This is a genomic window from Terasakiella sediminum (genome assembly GCF_033100395.1).
Taxonomy (GTDB): domain Bacteria; phylum Pseudomonadota; class Alphaproteobacteria; order Rhodospirillales; family Terasakiellaceae; genus Terasakiella.
The window spans coordinates 163,496-184,955 of record NZ_JAWLVJ010000006.1 but is presented as its reverse complement, the minus strand read 5'-3'; the positions used below and the strand labels follow the sequence as shown (position 1 = coordinate 184,955).

Here is a 21,460-nt window from a genome sequence, read left to right as displayed (position 1 = left end):
TTATGCGTAAGTTTACCGCTGGCCTTTTCATGGCTGCTGCTATGATGACTGCAACAGCTGCACAAGCTGCTGATCCGATCGTAATCAAGTTTTCACACGTTGTTGCTGAAAACACACCTAAAGGCCAAATGGCTAACAAATTCCGCGACCTCGTTGCAGAGCGTCTGGGCGGCAAGGTAAAAGTAGAAGTTTACCCAAGCTCTCAGCTTTACGGGGATAACAAAGTTCTTGAAGCTATGCTGCTGGGCGACGTTCAAATCGCTGCACCTTCTTTGTCTAAATTCAAAAAATACACAAAGAAACTGCAACTGTTCGATCTGCCCTTCCTGTTTAAAGACATGGCAGCTGCTGAGAAATTCCAAAACGGCCCTGCTGGTCAGAAGCTTCTTGGTTCTATGAAGCGCAAAGGTATTGTTGGTCTGGGTTACCTGCACAACGGTATGAAGCAAATCTCTGCTTCCAAGCCTTTGAAAGTACCTGCTGATGCAAACGGCCTGAAATTCCGTATCATGTCTTCTGACGTACTGTCTGCTCAGTTCGAAGCTGTAAACGCAGTTCCCCTGAAGAGGCCTTTCTCAGAAGTATTTACACTGCTGCAAACAAAAGCCATCGACGGTCAGGAAAACACCTGGTCCAACATCTACTCCAAAAAATTCTTCGAAGTACAGGAATACATCACAGCATCTGACCATGGTCTGCTGGACTACCTGGTTGTAACTTCTGCTGAATTCTGGGATGGCCTGCCTGACGACATCCGCGGTGAAGTCAAGAAAGCTATGGACGAAGCCATCGCGCACGGTAACGCAATTGCTGCTGAAAAAGCCACTGGCGACCGCAAAGCGATCGAAGAGTCTGGCCGCTCTAAAGTTCTCGACCTGACTGATGCTGAGCGTCAGCAATGGGTTGATGCTATGAAGCCTGTATGGGCTAAATTCGAAAAGGCGGTTGGTAAAGACCTCCTGGACGCAGCGATTGCTGCCAATAACTAAGCTGTCTGCTTAACCATGAAAACCCCTCAAGTCTTCTTGAACCAGAATTCTTGAGGGGTCTTTCATATCAAATACTTTCATTAAGTCTATTTCGTACCATAAAATCGGGGCAATGTGATGGTTGCAAAAATTGGTCGCCAATTTGAAGAAGGGGTCTTGAGCTTTCTGCTTGTGACCATGACCCTTCTCGTATTTATCGAGGTGGTTTTACGCTTCGGTTTCAATACTGGCATTCACTGGGCACAGGAAGTCACACTACACACTTCTGCCTGGTTCGTATTATTCGGTGTTTCATATGGGGTAAAGGTTGGCGCACACATTGGTGTGGACGCAGTCATCCGCCTGCTGAACCCAGAAATGAAACGTATTTTCAGTATTGTTGCAGTTCTACTCTGCCTTGTTTATTGCGCACTCATTCTGTTTGGTGCCTGGGTTTATCTTGCTAAAGTTTATGCTGTCGGTCTCGCTATGGAAGATACGCCAACTCCCGGTATTTTCATGGCGCTGATCCCTGAAAACATGATGTGGGATGTCTTCAAAATTGACGAGGAAGAACCGCTTCTGCCCATGTGGATTGCCCACGGCCCGCTTCTGATCGGCTTTATTCTTTTGACCTACCGTTTCCTGGAAGTTCTCAAAAAACTCATCACCCGTGAGTGGATGGAGATGCACATGGCCGATGAAGGTAAAGAAGCACTTGAAGAACAAGGCATTGATGCCGAAAGCGTTGACCTCAGCGAAGAAGTGGATACCAAATAATGACCATTGCTTTTCTTTTCATCGCCCTGTTCGGCTGCATGTTCCTAGGTATGCCGATTGCGATTGCTCTGGGGCTTTCATCTGTAAGTACCATTCTGCTGTTCTCAAGTGACTCCATTGCTTCTATCGCCTTGAAGCTGTTTGAAGCGCTGTCTGAACACTATACCCTGCTTGCGATCCCGTTCTTCATTCTGTCCTCTGCCTTCCTTTCAACAGGTGGGGTGGCGAAACGACTGATCCGCTTTGCCATTGCGGTTGTGGGCCACATTAAAGGTGGTCTGGCCATGGCATCGGTTCTCGCCTGTATGCTGTTTGCCGCCGTATCGGGTTCAAGCCCTGCAACTGTGGCTGCGATCGGTTCTATCGTTATCGCTGGTATGGTGAAGTCCGGTTATCCTGAAAAATTCGGTGCGGGTGTCATCGCCAACGCAGGCACATTGGGTATCCTGATCCCACCTTCTATCGTAATGCTGGTATATTCTGCTGCGACCGAAGTATCTGCATCCAAAATGTTCATGGCTGGTTTCGTCCCAGGTATCATGATGGGTCTGATCCTGATGGTTGCCATCTATATCGCAGCGCGCGTTATGAACCTGCCGTCTGAGCCATTCCCGGGCGTTGTCGAGCTGTTCAAGTCTATGATGAGCGCCATGGGCGGCATCATGCTGATCGTGATTGTCCTTGGGTCCATCTACGGCGGGATTGCTTCGCCTACCGAAGCCGCAGCTGTATCTGCTGTCTATGCCTTCTTCGTGTCCGTCTTTGTCTATCGTGACATGGGTCCGCTGAAAGAAAAAGCATGGGCGAACGCAGGTGAAAATGCTGGTTCCATCGTTGCCCGCGCTATTACACAGTCACTGATCGCCATTCCGCGTTGTATCAACGACCCGGACGTGCGCAAAGTACTGCTGGATGCGACCAAAGTCTCCCTGATGCTGTTGTTCATCATCGCAAACGCCATGCTGTTTGCCCACGTACTGACAACAGAACGTATCCCGCACACCATTGCTGGCTACATCGTTGATCTGGGTCTGCCATGGTGGGGCTTCCTGATTGTTGTGAACCTGCTTTTGCTGGCTGCCGGTAACTTCATGGAACCATCCGCGATCATCCTGATCATGGCACCAATCCTGTTCCCGATTGCGATGCAACTGGGTATCGATCCAGTACACCTGGGGATCATCATGGTGGTGAACATGGAAATCGGTATGATCACACCGCCAGTTGGTCTGAACCTGTTCGTAACCGCCGGGATCACCGGGCATTCCATCGGTTGGGCTGTAAAGGCTGCACTGCCTTGGCTGTCCCTGCTGCTGTTCTTCCTGATCCTGATCACTTACATTCCGCAGATTTCACTCTTCCTGCCGGAATTCATCGATAACATGCGTGGCTACAAATAATCACACGCTTGTAGGATCTGAAATTAAGGGCTGTATCCCATGGGTACAGCCCTTTCTTTTGTTGCCATTCCAGGAATTTGATTCTAGAAAGAGGCATATTGCAAATTCTCTAAGGATATATGAGCCATGAGCACTGTGTTGCGCAGCCCGGAACATAAAAAAGCTGGTGAAACCGTCGCCAAAATCTTGTTGGAAATCGAAGCCATCAACTTCCGCCCGGAAGAGCCTTATATCCTGACCTCCGGCAAAGCCAGCCCGGTTTACATTGATTGCCGCAAACTGATCTCTTTCAACCGCGCGCGTCGCACGGTGATGAACCTGGCCAAAGACATGCTGCAACAAGATGCAGGCTTTGAAGTCTTTGACTATGTTGCCGGTGGCGAAACAGCCGGTATTCCATACGCGGCTTGGATGGCGGATCAGCTGGAAGCCTCCATGCTCTATGTTCGTAAAAAACCAAAAGGTTTCGGCCGTAACGCCCAGATCGAAGGTCACATGGAAGAAGGTAAACGCGTTCTTCTGGTGGAAGACCTGGCAACAGACGGTGGTTCTAAACTGAACTTCGTCAATGCGCTGCGCAATGCAGGCGCACAATGTGACGATGCGTTTGTTGTCTTCTTCTACGGTGTGATCCCGGGCGCGCTTGAAACACTGGAACAGTCCGGTGTGAAGCTACACTACCTCTGTAACTGGTGGGACGTCATGGCCGTTGCCGAAAAAGGCCAGTATTTCAGCCAGGAGAAACTGGACGGCGTGCGTTCCTTCCTGGAAGACCCAATCGGCTGGTCAAAACAAAACGGCGGCGAATAAGCCATGCAGGGACCCAAGAAAATAGCCTTCTGGATCGGCGTAAAAATTTGCGTCCTCATAGCCGTCGGCTATTTCGTGGTCCCCATGCTGATGCCGTAAGCACAAAAAACACTGTCATCCCCGCGAGCCGAAGGCCACCGACAGGTAAACGGGGACCCAGTCTTACCTGAATACCCGTTTCCCTAGGTTCCCGCTTTCGCGGGAATGACGGGTTAAATAGAAAATCAAACAAGCTTCCAGTTGATCTCTTCCCCACCGCCAAAGATGCGCACAGGGTCACCGCTTTCAGTAGTGATATTTTCTTCAGGTGACCATGTTTTACGTTCCAGCGTCACGGTTTCTTCTGCCACAGGCAAACCATAGAAGTTCGGGCCATTGAGCGACGCAAAGGCTTCCAGCTTGTCCAGCGCGCCTTCTTCATCAAAGACTTGTGTGTAAATCTCAAGCGCGGTCAGGGCGCTGAAAATCCCGGCGCAGCCACAAGCACTTTCCTTGGCGTGACGCGCATGTGGGGCGGTATCAGTACCCAAGAAGAACTGCGCTTCGCCAGATGTGGCCGCATCACGCAGTGCAAGGCGGTGAACTTCACGCTTGGCAATAGGCAAACAATAAAGGTGCGGATTAATCCCCCCTTTAAAGATGTCCGTACGATTGATCACCAGATGGTGTGGCGTGATGGTCGCGGCCAGTCGCCCACTATCAGCTTGGGAGCGCACAAAATCAACCGCATCCTTGGTGGTAATATGTTCCATCACGATCTTCAACTTGGGAAAATCATTCATGATCGGCTTTAAGATACGCTCGATATAAAGCGCTTCACGATCAAAGATATCGGTGGTCGGGTCCGTTACTTCACCATGCACCAGCAAAGGCATGCCGATTTCCTGCATTTTTGCAAAGACGGAAGACACATTTTTGATATCTGTAACGCCACTATCAGAATTGGTCGTCGCCCCTGCCGGATAGAATTTAACGGCTGAAAAAACGCCTTCTTCATAACCCTTGGCAATCTCGGCTGCATCAGCCTGATCGGTCAGATAGCAGGTCATCAAGGGCTGAAAGTCCGGATGGTCCGGCAACGCTGCCTTGATCCGGTCACGATAGGCAGCGGCCGCATCCACAGTCGTTACAGGCGGCACCAGGTTTGGCATCACGATCGCGCGGCCAAACTGTACAGCCGTATGCGGTGCCACAGCCTTCAGCATCTCCCCATCGCGGAAATGAACATGCCAGTCATCGGGGCGACGGATTGTCAGTGTATTCTCGGTCATGGTGCTGCCTTTGCCTATAAGGTGGATTGTTTCAGGCAACTTACAAAATGTTGGTGAGCTGTGGAAGGGGTAATGTCGATTTTCCCAATAATCGTCATGCCGCACCCGTTGCGGCATAATGGGTAAAAGCAGGAACGTGACCCTTCCCCATTCTCCCGCAACAAGCGCGGGATAACGCCCTTTTACAAAGGCAAACTCAACCGCACTTCCGGCCCACACTCTGCTCTTTTTTCAAATTGATCTGAATATCACAAATTCCATTGAAGGATTAATCTCTCTGCCAATGGTCTTATATCGCTGGCTATGTCTTGAAGCCTATTCTCACTACTATTACCAAAGTCGTTGTGAACATTACAATTTAGATCATCCAACCAATTATCACTAATTTTCTCAATTTTGGTTAAACACTTTTCATCAAGCTGCAATTTTTGGGAATGCCGTCTTGCTACATCAAGAATTTTCTCCAAGCCAGGTTTTTTCCCCAGTGGATCTAATGCTTTATTTCCTAGCTGCGCTTTTTCAAAAGAACTTACAAATACCCATTCCAATAGTGCTCTCATCAGAAATGAAGCAGAGATTTTATATTTTTTCCAGTTGATATCTCGCAGCTCTTTTGCCAATTGTGCTAATCTAGCGTCTTTGCCACGATATTCAAAAAACTCAAAAAACTTTTGCGTTCGAATTGGCGTCCGCCTTTCATCATAGTGTGTTTCTGATCCAGACGCTTGCGACTGAACATTATCATTATTATTTGAACTTGTTGGAAACCCCTCTGAAGAATGTGAAAAAGTAGAAACCTGAACATCCGACCTATTCGTTTCTTTTACATTATTCAACAGAGGCAGATTACTTTCGATTGTAGGGAAATAGCGATGCAGCAAGCCGATCTTTCCTAGTCGTAACACATCAATTCGCTCGCGATTAGGCAACTGACTGACTAAAATCAATTCAGCTAGCTTAAGTAAATCATTGTTTAATGTAGGCAGCTCTAATAAATTTAAGTTACCTGCTTCATTAAAAACTGGTGCTGCAAAATGCTTCTCAAACGTCTTGGACAAAATTAGGTCGATGAAAAAAGAGAAATCAATATCGTCATTCATCCATAAACTCATTTGAGCTTCAGGGTCATTGATTTGATCTATGGCCCTTTGGCAAAGCTTATAACCTCGCGCCGATTTTTCAACTTCTCTTGAAGTCATTTTTAACTCATGAGCAATCTGCGCGTAACTCTTTCCATCTTTCACACGACTTGTAACAAAACTCATACAGTTTAAATCCGACCAACCTTTTTTTAGTGCAACGACGTGCTGATACGCAACGATTGGCTCCCCCACATCCTTAGAACTAGCAACCAACACTGCAACTTTTTCAAGGCTGCTACGCGTTTCCACGTCAATTTCTGGAATGTTATCATATAAGGTTTCGTAGTGACCTTTTTTTAACAGTAACTTACAAGCACAAACTCTTCGATTTCCCTCCAGAACAACATGTTTTCCTGATTTATTCTTATAAACCAAGATTCGTTCAGTCGGAATCAGACCTTGGAAATGAGAAATTTGGTGAGCAAGACCAATAACGTCCTGATACTTTACCAAGTAACTGATTATTGAATCTTCAGTCGTCAATGAGCGAACGTTGCCTGCAAATCTAAAATTATTTGTATCCAATTCTAAATCGAGAGGGGAAATCATCTCCTCAACAAATGACCTTTCCTCAGACATTATTCACCTCACACACCATCAAAAAAATCAAATCGTAGCGTGTAAATAAATAACTTTCGAGTCTAAAGATTGTAATCCTGTATATTTACTTCAACTTGCTCCCCGCACGCGTTGCGGGGTCTGCGCATAAGGCATTTTCTATTTGTAATCACTTGAGTTCTGCTTCAAAGGCAGATCGCGCAACAAGTGCGCGATGACAGATTATATAGGAAGGCTGAGACGCGCTTCCAAACCACCTTCATCCCGGTTCATCAACTCCGCCGTCCCACCGTGAATATGGGCAACAGAGCGCACGACAGCCAATCCCAGACCAACACCGCCCGTTTCCTTATTACGCGAGCCTTCCACCCGTCTAAAGGGCCGGAAGACCGCTTCCAGATGTTCATCCGGGATGCCGGGTCCATCATCACTGACGCACAGGACGGCTTGCTTATCCTCCACAGTCAGCGACACCGTGCAGGAGGTGCCATATTTCAAGGCATTGCCGATCAAGTTGGCGGCCGCACGTTTCAACCCCACCGGACGTCCCTTAAAGGCCAGTTCTTCCAAGCCTTCATAAGTCACATCCCCACCCGTTTCGCGCATATCTTCACACAGGCTTTCAACAAGGGCGGCGAGATCAATGTCGCTGACGGGTTCATTGGCCACATCATCGCGCGCAAAGGACATGGTGGCAGCAATCATGGATTCCATCTCATCCAGATCGGCGAGCATTTTTTCGCGTTCGACCTCATCTTCAACGAATTCTGCGCGCAGTTTCATACGGGTAATAGGGGTGCGCAAGTCATGAGAGATCGCAGCCAGCATATGGGTGCGGTCCTGAACGAAACGGCGAAGGCGGGTCTGCATTTCGTTAAAGGCGCGCGCTGCTTCGCGCACTTCGCGCGGGCCATCTTCACGCATGGGACGCGCGTTTACATCACGGCCCAGACGTTCTGCGGCCTTTGCCATGCGCACCAGTGGCTTGTTGGCGCGGCGCATAATGACTACTGCAATGATGGCAACCACTACGGTCATTCCCAGCAAGGGACCAATAAAAGGGAAGAAATGCGGTCCGCGCAACCCCCGATAGGGCAACTGCATATTCAGCCATTTGCCGTCATCCAGTTGCACTGCGACCAACAGGCGCGGGCGCCAGCGGCTTTTTTCAAACGTGGGACGCCCGCGTCGGTCATCCCAGCGGTCCGGTTCGTCCTTATGGTGGCGGCGCGGTTTGATCTCATCCACACGCACCCGGTCATGATCCAGATCGCCCAAAGTATCGGCCAGACGATTTCGAACGAAGGCTTCGATGCCGAACCAGTCATCCTGTTCTTCAATCGCGGCCTGATTGGATTGCCAGGCGCGCATCTTATATAGACGGTTGGATCGCAACAGGACTTCGCGCTGCACGGGGGATGCCGCATTCATCCATTGAACGTAAGTCGCCAGACGTTCAATCATCTTGGTGCGTTCGGCATCTTCGGTAAAGCTGCGCCATTCCCGGTAATGGAGGATGCCGCCCAAAATCTGCACCAGAATGATCCCGCCGATGACAATGGCAAGGGTCCTGCCCAGCATGGTTTGGGGAACAAAGCGCATCAGCTTTCCACCTTGGCCGAAAACATATAGCCCCCACCTCGAATGGTCTTGATCAAGGCAGGTGTTTTTGGGTCATCCTTCAGTTTCTTGCGCAGACGACTGACCTGCACGTCAATGGCGCGATCAAACGGAATGGCTTCGCGACCACGTGCCATATCCAGCAACTGATCACGATTTAAAACACGGTTTGGGTGACGCACGAAGGTATTGAGCAGTTCAAACTCACCGCGGCTAAGCGTCACCATGACACCTTCGTCATTGAGCAGTTCACGTTGTTCTGGACGGAATTCCCAGCCGTTGAACTTAAAGCTTTCCCCATCCAACGCAGCCGGGGCGGCATCCTGAATGTTCATACGGCGCAGCACCGCCTTGATGCGTGCAAGAAGTTCACGCGGGTTAAAAGGTTTTGCCAGATAATCATCTGCGCCCATTTCCAGACCGATGATCCGGTCCGTTTCCTCACCCATGGCTGTCAACATAATGACAGGCATGTTGGAACTGGCGCGCAGGTTACGACACAAAGTCAAACCGTCATCCCCGGGCATCATCACATCCAGCACCACCAGATCAATCGCCCAGTCTTCCATGGCGCGTTTCATTTCCCGCCCATCGCAGGCGGTGGTGACGCGCAGGTTATGCTGTTTCAAAAATTTCGCAACGAGATCGCGGATTTCACGATCATCATCAACGACCAATATATGTGCTTGCTTATCCATAAGGTGACTATACCCCAACGTCGGCGGAATTTCTGATCAAACGTGTAACAGACTGTAACAGATTGAGGCAGAGAAACAATATGTCACCAATTGCGGATTTCATGACATCGCAGAGTTACAAAACAAGCGCTAAATAGTCTCATCAACGGGCGACGCACTCGCCAGCTATATTCTGTTAGGAGACTTAAAATGAAACGCAAAACACTCATTATTTCAGCCGTCGGTGCCGCCGCCCTTATTGGTGCAACCACCCTTGCATTCGCCAAAGGGCCAGATCGTGGTTGGTGCCAGAAAGATGGTGAAGGTTATGGTAAAGGCCAGATGATGAAAGGTCACCACGGTGGCATGGGCTTTGGCATGATGGGCGGTCGTCACATGGGCCGTTTCATGAAAGACGGTAACTATGACCTGAAACTGACACCAGAACGCGTCAAAGACATCATCGAAGGCAAAATCGCCATGATGGGCAACGAAAACCTGAAAGTCGGTGACATCACCACAGATGAAGCCGGACAGATCATCGCCAAGCTGGTCACCAAAGACAATTCATTGGTGGAAACCTTTACGGTTGACCCCAAAACCGGAGCGCATCGCCCGCTTCGCTAAATTCTCTCTTCATAACCATGCCCCCTCCCGTAAAACTAACGGCCCCGATCAGATGATTGGGGCCTTCTTTTTATTTTTCTTCTTCCTGTTCGTCGCTATGGACGTCGATGTCTTCATCTTCCACATCGAACTCGCCGTTTTCAGCACGTTGCTTCCATTTGCGATAGGATTGGAAGCTTAAGGGGATACTACTTAAATAAATCGCACCAATCACCGACAGCATCGCCCAGGGCGCACTGACGAGGAACGCAACCAGCATTCCAACCCCGATCATGACAGGCAACACATAGGCTTGCGCGATTTTGACCTTTTTGAAAGAGAACGTCGGGAAACGGCTGACCATCAGACCACCGATTGCTGTCAGGAAGATCGCTGCCATGGCCGGGTTTCTGAAGAAATCATCACCGAACATGAAGGATAGCACCAGCGGATACATGATCAACAAGGCACCAGCCGGGGCCGGAACGCCCGTGAAGAAGTTATTTTCCCACGGTTGTTTGTCCGGATCTTCCAGTGCTGTGTTGAAACGTGCCAGACGCAACGCCATACAGACAGTGAAGAACAGCACGAACACCCAGCCGATACGGCCTGCGTTCTCCAGCGTCCAGAAATAGAGGATCATGGGCGGGGCAACGCCAAAGCTGATGAAGTCGGACAGGGAATCCATTTCCGCGCCAAACTTGCTTTGGGCGTTGAGCATGCGCGCCACACGGCCATCCAGACCATCCAGCACAGCCGCGACCACAATCGCAAAGACCGAAGCTTCCCACATTTCACGCGAGGCAAAATTGATCGCTGTCATCCCGGCACAAAGCGCGGTGATGGTCAGCATATTTGGGATCAATTTATTGATCGGCAATCGTTTCAAACGGGGACGCTTCTTAATCATGTTATCTCACTTCACCTGTGCGAACAGCTTCTGTGCCTTTAAGGTCAGCCAAAACAGTTTCAGCCGCTTTTGTGGTTTGGCCCAGACAGACCAAAGGTTCAACACCTTCAGGCAAATAGACGTCCACACGGCTGCCGAAACGGATCATACCAAAACGTTCCCCGACCTTCAATTGATCGCCTTCTTTTGTCCAGCAAACGATACGACGGGCCACCAGACCAGCGATCTGAACAAAAGCGATGTCCGTGCCTTCTGATGTTTCAAGCGAAACACTCATCCGTTCGTTATCCACACTGGCTTTATCGAGGGAGGCGTTGAGGAATTTACCCGGACGGTAAGCCACCTTTTTCACGGTGCCTGAAAGCGGAGAGCGATTAACGTGAACATTAAAGACGTTCATAAAAACACAAACGCGCGTGCGTTCTGCATCACCCATTTCCAGTTCCGCAGGCGGCGCTGCGCGGTCGATCAATTGCACCACACCATCAGCAGGTGAAATAACCAGACCGTCCCGAGTCGGGGTAACGCGGTGCGGGTCACGGAAGAAACAGATACACCAGACGGTCAGAATGCCACCGACCCAGCCGATGGGCTGAACAGCGTTATACCATTCCAAGGCGAAGGCCCCAGCCATCAAAGCCAGAGTGAGGATCGCAAAAATAGCGATAAAGGGCCAACCTTCGCGGTTGATCGGCACAAGGATTACTTTAAGCACGGTCTTCTTCCATTTAATCAGATGAATAATTTCACCCTTCGTAACAGGATAAGACTATGGCGTAAAGACGGCTTTTCCTTTTGTTTGTGCGAAAGACCATGATAGATTGTTAAAAAACGAGAAATAAACAGGGTCAAGTTCGCTGAACATGGAAACAAATTCACCAACGAAAGCCAGAAGCCTCGTCGAATTTACGGCAAACAAGACGCAGGCCCTGTCCATCACAGACCGGATTCACACCGCAGATGGTGAACTGGCCCATTCCGTATGCCGGACAGACATTGATTTTACCGTACAGTACGAAGGCTACTGGTTTGCAGTCCATGCAGATCAAAAAGGCACCGAAGCCCTGCTGCGCGTCCATGGCATTATTGGTCATTTGCCCTTTTCGTATGGAAATGCTTTTGCGCGCGGCAACATTCTGGCCGTTGTCACACGGGCCAGTCGGGCGATCCATGGCAAGGTCCGGGTGGACGACCAGCAACGCATCCTGTTAATCGATGAAGTAAAAATCAAAGGTTCACTGTCGCCGAAGATCATTCTGGCTGAAACCACCAAGATTTTGCTGAAGTTAAAACCTTATCTGCAATTGGTCACATCCCTGCAGCCTGCAAAAGCAACCAAATTTACCGCCCCGACAAATTATCGCAGACAGACGGTACCAAAATCTTTCAAGAAACCGGAAGAACCAAAACCTGCGCCTGTAAAACCAGCACCTACACCTGTTGCAGCGCCGGAACCTGAACCTGCATCAGAAGCCGTGCTGGAAGAGCAAGCAGAACCGGAAGCAAAACCTTCACCGATCAGATCGGTCCTGAAACCAAAGCCACGGCCTGCGCCTGAAACAGAATCACAGGCAGAGATAGAGGCTGAGGCCCCTGTGCAAACAGAACCCAAGCCTGCACAGGCCAAAGCCAAAGTAGTGATGAAGCCCAAGGCAAAAATCAGCCTGAAACCAAAACAGAAAAAGAAGTCTGTCGTCTTTAAGAAGAAACCCACCACATAAGATTAGGGTTTCTTCATCCCTTCGGGGAGTTCAAACACCTGACCGGGATAGATCAGGTTTGGATCGCTGATCTGGTCTTCGTTCGCACGATAAATCACCGCATAATCAAAACCTGTCCCGTAAATCCGGCGTGCAATGCGCCACAGGCTATTACCTGGTTGAACCACAATCTTGCGATCATCCGGCACGTTGGACAGATTTTCAGCACGCTTGAACGGAATGCTGACCCGGTTGAGAACCTTTTGATTTTCATCCACATGGTCTGCACGCAGTTCATAGACACCCGGTGCCACCGTTTTTTGCGGCGACAGGCTCCAGGAGCCACGTTCATCCGCGCTTGTGTTGCCAAGGAAATCATTATCCAGATACAGGAACACCGCGCCCCCTTCCGGTGCCGTGCCGGATAGAGACAGGTTGCCCTTGTCATCATAATTCACCGCATCGATAGACAAAGCCAAAGCTTCAGCACCCGGTGTCTGTAACGCACGCGCCGCCCCGCTACCGTCAATAGACATAGTAATGGCCAGTGCATCGCCGTCACGTTCCGGCACAACCAAGATCACCACATCCTTGGATGTCATGATGGATCCGTCTGGATTGGTGGCACGCAGGCTTAATTCACGCTCCCCCGGTTCAAGGGGGCTTGATGGCAAGAAAACCCATTCGCCACGTTCATCTGCTGGCATGGTCCCAAGGACCGTATCACCGCCATCGATGACAGCAACTGAAGCTTTACCTGTCGCACGTCCGGCAATAACGGCATCGCCTTCAGGGTTGATGCGCACAACATCAAAGCTGGGGCGAACGTTTTCAGCCTTCTTTTCCGGCTCTTTAACGGGTGTTGGGGCTGGTTTGGCTTCTTCTGCCTTTTCAACAGGGGCTGGTGTTACGACCGTTTCCTCTTCTTCCCAGAACAAGGCCAGAAAGACGGCTGCCAAAAGGGCTGCCAATCCGATCGCGATGATTACAACTGAACGCATAATTTCCACCATTTCCCGTCTATTTATAACAACCTAGACCTATTCTAAGGCCAGCGCAATTATAGAAGGCTATAAATTACGTAAGATATCAAAAAACACAAGGCTCAAAAGGGCTGGCAACAGGCACAGAAGGAACAAAACAAAATAATATCCCTTCTGCAGCCATACAGGGGCATTCACCAGCATTTTTACCGCAGCCGATCGTGTAAATAACACCAGCACCAGACACAGAAGCGCCACAATCGGCACCTGACCATGCAGCCACATATGCCAGATCAATCCGCCAACGGACATGCTTAAGATTACAACGGCATTTTCCTGAAAGGCAAAACCGAATTTCTTCACCGTCCAGATCAAAGACGTCAGACTGATCACACCCAGGGCCAATGCAAAATTAGTTGCTGAAGCATCTTCCATTTCCTGTCCGTAAAGCCACAGGACAGAAGAAATCACCGCCAGCGCAACCAGCGCCCCGGCAAAAGAGTCGTCATTTCTGACTTCATAGCGAGTGCGAAAGATAAAAACGCCCGCAATCACCAACAGGATATATCCAGCCATGGCTGATTTAACCAGCATGTCCACCTCCATGGGCATGCCGATCATGATCCAACACCAGATAGCCAACGTCACAAACGCCAACACCATGCGGGCAATCAGATTTTCAATCCATAAGACATACAGCAAGCACAGCAAACTGGCCGCTGCCGTCGCATAAACATAAGCCGCCATACCAAACTGGAACGGTTCACCCGGACGTCCAAAGGCAATCACCCCTGCGATCAAACAGGCAAAGCTTACGGAAAGCGAGGCAACGCAATCGCTTTTGTCATTTGAGATGGCCCAACGCAACAACGGCACACATCCCAGCATCGTCATTGCCGGAAAAACTATGCTTAATACAACTGGACTATTTAAAACTTCTGTCATCCCGTTATGATAGCGTCAAAGAGTTACTAGGGCGTAAATCCATCTAGAGAAAGTCATCTTATGAGTTTTAAACCAAAATCGCTTTGTGTGTTCTGCGGGTCGCGTGTCGGCAATGACCCGACCTTTGTTGAGGAAGCCAAAAAGCTCGCCAAACGTATGGCTGAGGAAGGCATTGAATTCGTCTATGGTGGCGGGTCTATCGGGATTATGGGCACTTTGGCTGAAGAAATCCTGGCAAACGGTGGGCGTGTCACGGGGGTGATCCCAGAATTTTTGCAAAAACTGGAAGTCGGTCACCATGGGCTGACAGAACTGATTATTACCGACAGCATGCATGATCGCAAACGCACCATGTTTGAACGGTCCGACGGATTTATCGTTCTGCCCGGTGGTCTAGGCACCCTGGATGAAACCTTTGAAATCATGACCTGGAAACAGCTGCGCCTGCATGACAAACCCATCATCGTGCTGGACTGTAAAGACTACTGGAAACCGTTTGAGAACTTGGTCAACGCCACCGTTGAAGGCGGCTTTGCCCACGAAGGGGTAAAGGACCTGTATCAGATGGTCAAATCTGCCGACGAGGTATTTGACAGCTTTAAAGAAATCCCTGAAGTCAAACAGGAAGTGCTGACCAGCCATCTGTAGCGCTGATGGAGTATGGTTGAGAATTAGTCTAAAACACTCTGAACGAGAGAACCACCAATGATTGCTGACTTTCTAAAAAATCACTTTATAGGTATTTTGCTCCTCAATGTTCTAGTTGCATTCTTGCTCTCTCATTTTGCGTTTCCCATTATCCTTGAAGGGCTATCCTACATTTATTCAACTGCCATTATTTTGGCAGTAATGTTGATACACTCTGCTATGGGATACATCTTTTTCTATAATCGAGAGATCACAGAACAAGATTACATTACAAACATTGGCTTATCTTGGAAGATTTGCCTGAATGTCATGTTTATGTTGTTTACTATTGGCATCATTTGGGCGGTTGTAGAGAGTCTTCTACATCGAAGTTTTAATACCTCATCCTACTTTCTTTTTTCGGTTGGCTTGAGCATCGGCCTATTTCAAATAAAAAACATCAAGGTTCATTTATCAAAAAAAATGATTTGAGCTTGGCAAAGCAACCTAGTGCAGTATTGAGCAATCTTATGCCCAATGCCTGATGGATTGATTCTATTGGCTTTTCATGCCATAAAGGCGTGGGTCTTACTTGGGAAATAACGAACCGTGAAAAAAGAATATCTTGATCTCACGCGTATGATTGAACGACTTCACCGTCGTTTTCTTGATGTTTTGCGCGCCGAACTCAACCGTTTGGATATCAAAGAAGTCAATGCTGTGCAGGCCCTGCTGCTTGCCAACATCGGTGATGAGGAAATTTCCATCCGGGATTTGATTGAACGCGGCTATTATCAGGGGTCCAATGTTTCCTATAACATCAAGAAACTGACGGAAAGCGGCTTTCTGGAACAAAAACGTTCGCCCCATGACCGTCGTTCCGTCAACGTCAAACTCACACCTCGCGCACTTGAATTCACTGAAAGCCTGAAAGCCATGGAAGACCATCACGCCAAAACCATGGAAGCTTTCGGCCTGACCCCCATCGAAGTCGAAGTCACCTTAAAAGCCATGAAACGACTGGAACGCACCTGGACCGATTACATCCACTACGGGCCTAATGAATAAAATCAACAGGGTCGGAATAATTTTCTGCCAAAACAGATAATCAGTGACATGGCCGTAATAGCGGCAGACCATCAATTATGAGTTTACGGCCTAATTATTAAATTCATTTCCATATATAGATTTTAACTTCATCAATGCAAAATCGGTTACGACCGAATGGGTATGCGATGTAATTTTTTTAATTGTTTGTGGGTTCGTAGCAGCAAACTTCTTCGAAGAATAAAGTGTATAATAGCGTTGTTCAAAAGGTAGAAAAATGCTGAAATCCATAAAATCAAGTCCTTGCAAAACCACTTCTTCAATAAACCTGACATCAGGTGTCGCGATAGCGTCAACCTTTCCTGAACTCAAAGCAGTTAACAAGGCGCTTGGGTCTTGTAGTTTAACTAATATTGCATTCGGAATGGATTTTAAATTAGTAACTATTGAACCTTTACTACTATAGCCTATTTTTTTACCAGAAATATCGGAAAACTGTTTAATTGGGCTTGTCGATTTAGAAGCAATCACGATCTCCGTTGCTGCAACATGAGTTAGTTTTACAGCAACCCTATTGCGCTGAGTGTTTTCAATAAATATTCCCAGATCCAGCTTTGATTTTTTTACAAGCTCAACTACTCTTGCAAACGGTAAAACATTTATGTCAATTTGGCGTCCAATAACTGTTTCGAGTTCGCTTAAATAGCTTGCAATTCCACCGTGCCATTTTCCAGTTACTGGATCTTTCGTCATATCTTTTAATGCAGAAACACCTATGGTAACAGGCTTCATCTCTGCATTCGAATGCAAAGGCATGAGTAATACTATGAAAAACAATAATGACTTTAATTGCTTCACAACGCTGCCTATACAAAACCCATCAATGTTTTTATAAAAATAAAACAGAAGTAAACATTTACATTTTGTTTCGAATTTTACGTATTTTAATATCGTAAAGATTATATTTTTCCGCTAATTTATTATATGCGCTAGAAAACAACACCAATTTCAACGCCTCCTTAAACCCATTTAATTCCGTTTCGCTAAAATCTTTACTAAACGCAAAATAGAGAGGAACTTTTCTGATAGAAAATACCTGCTCATACTCTTTTGCGTCAATATTCGATTTTCCCATCATATAAGACACAGCTTCCAACGGATGAGCCATCAAAGGCACTCTGCCGTTATGAAGTTTCAAAAGATTCATGTTTGGATCAAAACTGCTATCAAGTTGATGAACGGGAAATCCAAGCTTTTTCAATGCTTGCTCAGGTGCGGCATTTTTTACCGTAGTCACCTTGTACCTCGCCAAATCATCTATTGAAGAAACAGAGAAATTCCCTCTTGTTTTGCCAACAACACCGATTTCAATCGATAGGTATGGTCCCACCCAATGAAATAAATCTTCTCTTTGCTTATTTTTGACTACAGCAATCCCAACTCGCCTTTCCGCTTTCTGTAGTTCGGTATACAAGCGATTGAAGGAAACAGCAAAGATTTCATAGTTATGCGTTTTAGACGTTGCAGCCAACAACAATTGAAACAAGTCAATTGAAAACCCACTTACAGACTTGTTTTCAGAATGAATTGAAAAGGGGGGAAAAGGTTGTGCCAGTATCCGATAGTCATTCGCAAAAGCACTGTTCTTCAGCAAAAGAATAAACAGAACAAATTTGAACGCAATTTTCACCATACCCCACCCCATTAATCTACAACCTATATGAATATAGATATCATAAATTAATTAAAAGGTTAAATACAAACCTCTTGGTTGATATTTTTTCGTATCGTAAATATTAAACTGAAACCTCATAAAAATTACATTTTGTTATATTCTGACTGCAACCCACAAAAGAAAAAATAAAGCATTCTTTTTCATCGCTTGTTCACTAACACCTGAGTAGACATTAGACAGTCGGGCGAACAAAATAACTTCATTTACAACCGATTAGAGTAGATCCAGCGCATCACGTATGCTGTCTGCCAGATGAACCTGAAAATCTTTAGAAGCCAACCTGTCAGCCTTTTCACGTTCCCCGTCATCAGAGCCGTGACCTGTCAGAACATGCATGCCCGCTGTAATCCCGGCATTCAATCCGGCTTTCAGATCCCCGGCCTTATCCCCGATGATGAGGGAGCCTTGTTTTTCAATGGCAATCGCATCCATGGCGCGCGTCAGCATACCCGGATTGGGCTTGCGCGCTTCATGATCAGGGTGGCGGAACGGATCAATCCCGGATTTGTGATAGGGACACGCATAGACCGCATCCACAAAGGCCCCATTTTCAACCATCAGCAAATCCAGCATACGTTGCTGAACAGCAGCAAATTCCACCCAACCGAACATGTCACGTGCCACACCGGCCTGATTGGTAACAATAACCACTGGCATATCTTTGGCATTGGCTTTGGCGATAAGCGATGCCGCACCATCAATCAACGCAACCTCTTCAGGTTTGTGAAGGTAATGCATCTCTTCTACGATCACTCCGTCACGATCCAAAAACAATGCTGGACCTGGGGTAGTAAAACGGTTTGCGGTTTCAAACAACTGACACCAAATATGGTCTGGCCCGATAGTGACATTGGCAGGGAGGTCTAAGGACATTGCAAAATCTCAAAAATATTAAGGTGCGAGATTTCGTAACATGTTGCGGCAATCCGTGCCAGCTTATACTATGATAAAAAAGCATAAAAGGTGCCCCACATGATCACCCGGCGCAATATCCTGAAACTTGCCACCACCGGCGCAGCCAGCGCCTACCTGTCGCGTGGATTAAAGGCCGAAGAACAGCCCATCGTGATTGGGGAAATCAACAGCTATATCGAACATCTGGAAGAATTCACTACGCCTTATCGCAAAGGACTTTTGCTGGCGACAGAAGAGATCAACCAGAAAGGTGGCGTTCGTGGCCGCCAACTCAAGGTCATGTCCAGAAACGACTATGGTAAAGAAGAAGAAGCCATTCGCCTTGCCCATCATATGGTGAAGACAGAAAACGTCGCCATGATCTGCGGGACCTTTTTTTCAAACGTCGCGCTTTCTCTGGCAAAAACGGCCTTGGACCTGAAAGTCCCGTTTTTAGCCTCTGAACCGCTGAGTGACCGCCTGACACTGGAAGATGGTAACGATTATACCTTTCGCCTGCGTCCCAACACCTATATGCAGTGTAAAATGCTGGCAACCGAAGCGGCCAAACTTCCGGTTAATAAATGGGTTTGCATTGCACCGGATTATGAATATGGCCATTCCTGTGTGCAGAATTTCAAAAACTTCCTGCAAAAAAGCCGCCCGGATGTGGAATGGCAGAACGATCTGTTCATCCCGCTGTTTAATCTGGATCGCAAGGCCGTCAAAGACCATCTCTATAATCTGAATTGTGACGCGGTGTTTAACGCCACTTTCACCACCGATCTGTCTGAATTGGTCGATGTGGCTGAACAAAACAACCTGCTGGCGGGAAAGTCTGTAGTCAGTATCCTAAGCGGTGAACCTGAATACCTGCAAAAATTGACCTCCCCAATTTGCGACGGCTGGATTGTGACGGGGTATCCCTGGGATCAAATCAAAACCCGCCCCCATCAGACATTCATCACCACCTATCAAAGACGGTTCGAAGAAAATCCGACCATGGGCTCCCTTGTCGGCTATATGACCATTCTTGCTGCCCGTCAGGCTCTGCAGAATGCAGATGATTTAAGACCGGCTTCCGTGATTAAGGCACTGAGTCATCTCCATTTTGACAGCCCGCTTGGCACTACCCAGTTTCGCAGTATGGACAATCAATCCTCCATGGGGACTTTTGTCGGCAGGTTGGAACATCAAGATGGCATCAACCAGATGACCAAATGGTTTTACGCCGATGGCAGCGATTACTGGCCGACACAAAATGAAGTCAGACGTCGCCGACTTCAGGGAACGTAAAATGTGTTCCAACTTTGAAGCCGCCATTGCATCACGCCTGTTGCAGGAAACCTATGCTCCATCGGTAATCCCTAAGACAACAACACCCAAAACCAACATTCGACCAACTGACGAGGTGTTGATCATCAAGCCCGGCAATCAGGCAGAACTAATGACCTGGGGCTTTCAGACCACCTGGTCCACTCAGCCCTTGATCAATGCACGGGCCGAAACCCTGTTTGAAAAACCGACTTATCGCACCAGTCTTGAAAACCGATGCCTGGTCCCGGCCTCAGCCTGGTTTGAATGGCGCAAACACCATAACCAGAAATTCAAAAACCGCATTTCCATTGAAGGCCAGAACATGTTCGCCATGGCCGCCATCTGGCAAAATGACCGTTTCTGCATCCTGACCCAACAGGCAGATGCACAGATTGAACAGGTCCACCATCGCATGCCCGTGATTATTTCAAGTGATAAGCAAGAGTACTGGCTGGATACTTCAGTTCAAACCAAAGATATCCTGTGCGGCGATCAGCTTACACTGACAGCACGCTTTGATCTGGATGAAGAAAGGCCCAAGCACGAACAGTTCGACCTGTTTTAATGCCCCATGATCACCGGAATATCGCTCATCTGAATCACATCGCGTGTCACACCGCCCAGGATCAACTCCCGCATCCGGCTGTGGGAATAACCGCCCATCACCATCATGTCAGCGCCTTGCTTTTTGCTTTCCTCCAGCAATGCTTCGCCCACAGATTTTCCGGCAGGTGAAAAGAAAACAGATTTGGCCGAAATCCCATGCCAGCTTAGATACCGTTTCAGCTCATCACCTTCAGCCGCCGGAGTGGCAGAGGTATCAGCCGTGATCACATGGACTTCATCGGCCATTTTCAAGAAACCAAGGGCAGACGCCACAGCACGTGCACCTTCCACCGACCCATTCCAGCAAACAGCCATCACTTTTGGAAAATCTGTCATTTCCCTTTCTGGCAACAACATCATGGGACGGCCTGTTTCAAACAAAGCAGCATTCAAGGCAAGGGTACTGTAGATTTCAGTATCCTTTACAGGTTTTGGTACCAGGATCAGGTCATTCAGGCGACCATAACGGGCAATTACTTCATCTTCGCGACCTTCATCTTCGATCCAGGTAACGGTGGTTTGTTCCCCTTCCGATGGGACTTCGCTTTCCACGATGCAGCTTTCCGCAATCACGGTTTTAAAAAAGCTGCGTGCTTTGTCACGTTGGATCGCACCTTCTTTTTCCGCCATGCCGATCATGTCTTCGATCATGGCCCCGGACATACCTTCCCCCAACAGCGGGATGGCTGCTTTCGGGTCAGGCATAACATAAAGAACATTGATATGGGCGTGTAAGGCTTTCGCGAGAACACGCGCTGCGCACATGACATGACCGGAAGCATTACCACCGTCGATGGGCGCCAGGATAGATTTCACATACATGACAACCTCCCAATATAATATCTTATATAAGGATACGCCTAT

At 48.1% G+C, this 21,460-nt stretch carries 22 protein-coding genes; 10 read left to right on the top strand and 12 right to left on the bottom strand.

What is annotated here, in order from left to right; genetic code table 11:
* Positions 1-2 precede the first annotated feature (2 nt).
* The 4 genes from RYZ26_RS06695 to RYZ26_RS06680 all read left to right on the top strand — a co-directional run bounded on the left by RYZ26_RS06695 (position 3) and on the right by RYZ26_RS06680 (position 3,958).
* The gene (locus RYZ26_RS06695; protein WP_317682402.1) at positions 3-989 is read left to right on the top strand and encodes a TRAP transporter substrate-binding protein; all 987 of its coding nucleotides are present in this window, start codon (positions 3-5) and stop codon (positions 987-989) included.
* 117 nt (positions 990-1,106) lie between these two features.
* Positions 1,107-1,748: a TRAP transporter small permease gene (locus RYZ26_RS06690; RefSeq protein WP_317682401.1), complete on the top strand. Its 642-nt coding sequence runs from the start codon at positions 1,107-1,109 to the stop codon at positions 1,746-1,748.
* Positions 1,748-3,148: a TRAP transporter large permease gene (locus RYZ26_RS06685; protein ID WP_317682400.1), complete on the top strand. Its 1,401-nt coding sequence runs from the start codon at positions 1,748-1,750 to the stop codon at positions 3,146-3,148. Before RYZ26_RS06690 ends, RYZ26_RS06685 begins: the two co-directional genes overlap by 1 nt.
* 126 nt (positions 3,149-3,274) lie before the next feature.
* Complete coding sequence (locus RYZ26_RS06680; RefSeq protein ID WP_317682398.1) at positions 3,275-3,958, top strand: orotate phosphoribosyltransferase; 684 nt, start codon at positions 3,275-3,277, stop codon at positions 3,956-3,958.
* Between the two features lie 224 nt (positions 3,959-4,182).
* Here the strand turns inward: RYZ26_RS06680 and pyrC are convergent, their stop codons facing one another.
* From pyrC to RYZ26_RS06660, 4 genes are all read right to left on the bottom strand, one after another.
* Entirely contained in the window at positions 4,183-5,229 is a 1,047-nt protein-coding gene (gene pyrC, locus RYZ26_RS06675; RefSeq protein WP_317682397.1) for a dihydroorotase, read from the bottom strand.
* 248 nt (positions 5,230-5,477) lie between these two features.
* Positions 5,478-6,950: a hypothetical protein gene (locus RYZ26_RS06670; RefSeq protein WP_317682396.1), complete on the bottom strand. Its 1,473-nt coding sequence runs from the start codon at positions 6,948-6,950 to the stop codon at positions 5,478-5,480.
* A 201-nt stretch (positions 6,951-7,151) separates the two neighbouring features.
* Positions 7,152-8,531: an ATP-binding protein gene (locus RYZ26_RS06665; protein WP_317682395.1), complete on the bottom strand. Its 1,380-nt coding sequence runs from the start codon at positions 8,529-8,531 to the stop codon at positions 7,152-7,154.
* Positions 8,531-9,247, bottom strand: a complete 717-nt coding sequence (locus RYZ26_RS06660; RefSeq protein ID WP_317682394.1) for a response regulator — start codon at positions 9,245-9,247, stop codon at positions 8,531-8,533. The genes RYZ26_RS06665 and RYZ26_RS06660 overlap by 1 nt, the downstream gene beginning before the upstream one ends.
* A gap of 189 nt (positions 9,248-9,436) precedes the next feature.
* Here RYZ26_RS06660 and RYZ26_RS06655 point away from each other — a divergent pair, with 189 nt between their 5' ends.
* A complete protein-coding gene (locus RYZ26_RS06655; protein ID WP_317682393.1) occupies positions 9,437-9,853 on the top strand; it encodes a hypothetical protein in 417 nt (138 codons plus the stop codon).
* Positions 9,854-9,923: 70 nt separating this feature from the next.
* On the opposite strand, the gene pssA is transcribed toward RYZ26_RS06655, so the two are convergent.
* The gene (gene pssA / locus RYZ26_RS06650) at positions 9,924-10,742 is read right to left on the bottom strand and encodes a CDP-diacylglycerol--serine O-phosphatidyltransferase (RefSeq protein ID WP_317682392.1); all 819 of its coding nucleotides are present in this window, start codon (positions 10,740-10,742) and stop codon (positions 9,924-9,926) included.
* Position 10,743: 1 nt separating this feature from the next.
* A complete protein-coding gene (locus RYZ26_RS06645) occupies positions 10,744-11,457 on the bottom strand; it encodes a phosphatidylserine decarboxylase (protein ID WP_317682391.1) in 714 nt (237 codons plus the stop codon).
* Positions 11,458-11,605: 148 nt separating this feature from the next.
* On the opposite strand from RYZ26_RS06645, the gene RYZ26_RS06640 reads away from it, so the two are divergent.
* Positions 11,606-12,463: a hypothetical protein gene (locus RYZ26_RS06640; RefSeq protein ID WP_317682390.1), complete on the top strand. Its 858-nt coding sequence runs from the start codon at positions 11,606-11,608 to the stop codon at positions 12,461-12,463.
* 2 nt (positions 12,464-12,465) lie between these two features.
* Here RYZ26_RS06640 and RYZ26_RS06635 read toward each other — a convergent pair whose 3' ends face one another.
* Positions 12,466-13,443 carry a LysM peptidoglycan-binding domain-containing protein gene (locus tag RYZ26_RS06635; protein ID WP_317682389.1) on the bottom strand — a complete coding sequence of 326 codons (978 nt, stop codon included), beginning with the start codon at positions 13,441-13,443 and terminating at the stop codon, positions 12,466-12,468.
* 69 nt (positions 13,444-13,512) lie between these two features.
* On the bottom strand, positions 13,513-14,319 hold the full coding sequence (locus tag RYZ26_RS06630) for a hypothetical protein (RefSeq protein WP_317682388.1): 807 nt from the start codon (positions 14,317-14,319) through the stop codon (positions 13,513-13,515).
* 111 nt (positions 14,320-14,430) lie between these two features.
* Here RYZ26_RS06630 and RYZ26_RS06625 point away from each other — a divergent pair, with 111 nt between their 5' ends.
* Positions 14,431-15,018: an LOG family protein gene (locus RYZ26_RS06625; protein WP_317682387.1), complete on the top strand. Its 588-nt coding sequence runs from the start codon at positions 14,431-14,433 to the stop codon at positions 15,016-15,018.
* A gap of 588 nt (positions 15,019-15,606) precedes the next feature.
* Positions 15,607-16,065 carry a MarR family winged helix-turn-helix transcriptional regulator gene (locus RYZ26_RS06620; RefSeq protein WP_317682386.1) on the top strand — a complete coding sequence of 153 codons (459 nt, stop codon included), beginning with the start codon at positions 15,607-15,609 and terminating at the stop codon, positions 16,063-16,065.
* A gap of 90 nt (positions 16,066-16,155) precedes the next feature.
* On the opposite strand, the gene RYZ26_RS06615 is transcribed toward RYZ26_RS06620, so the two are convergent.
* The 3 genes from RYZ26_RS06615 to RYZ26_RS06605 form a co-directional block, all read right to left on the bottom strand.
* Positions 16,156-16,902, bottom strand: a complete 747-nt coding sequence (locus RYZ26_RS06615) for a substrate-binding periplasmic protein (protein WP_317682385.1) — start codon at positions 16,900-16,902, stop codon at positions 16,156-16,158.
* A gap of 58 nt (positions 16,903-16,960) precedes the next feature.
* Positions 16,961-17,737, bottom strand: coding sequence for a substrate-binding periplasmic protein (locus tag RYZ26_RS06610; protein ID WP_317682384.1), 777 nt, complete (start codon positions 17,735-17,737; stop codon positions 16,961-16,963).
* A gap of 255 nt (positions 17,738-17,992) precedes the next feature.
* A complete protein-coding gene (locus tag RYZ26_RS06605) occupies positions 17,993-18,652 on the bottom strand; it encodes a D-glycero-alpha-D-manno-heptose-1,7-bisphosphate 7-phosphatase (protein WP_317682383.1) in 660 nt (219 codons plus the stop codon).
* Between the two features lie 99 nt (positions 18,653-18,751).
* Here RYZ26_RS06605 and RYZ26_RS06600 point away from each other — a divergent pair, with 99 nt between their 5' ends.
* Together RYZ26_RS06600 and RYZ26_RS06595 are read left to right on the top strand one after the other, a co-directional pair.
* On the top strand, positions 18,752-19,969 hold the full coding sequence (locus RYZ26_RS06600; protein ID WP_317682382.1) for an ABC transporter substrate-binding protein: 1,218 nt from the start codon (positions 18,752-18,754) through the stop codon (positions 19,967-19,969).
* A 1-nt stretch (position 19,970) separates the two neighbouring features.
* Entirely contained in the window at positions 19,971-20,555 is a 585-nt protein-coding gene (locus RYZ26_RS06595) for an SOS response-associated peptidase (protein ID WP_317682381.1), read from the top strand.
* Here RYZ26_RS06595 and RYZ26_RS06590 read toward each other — a convergent pair.
* A complete protein-coding gene (locus RYZ26_RS06590) occupies positions 20,552-21,418 on the bottom strand; it encodes a universal stress protein (protein ID WP_317682380.1) in 867 nt (288 codons plus the stop codon). The genes RYZ26_RS06595 and RYZ26_RS06590 overlap by 4 nt on opposite strands.
* Positions 21,419-21,460: the final 42 nt, after the last annotated feature.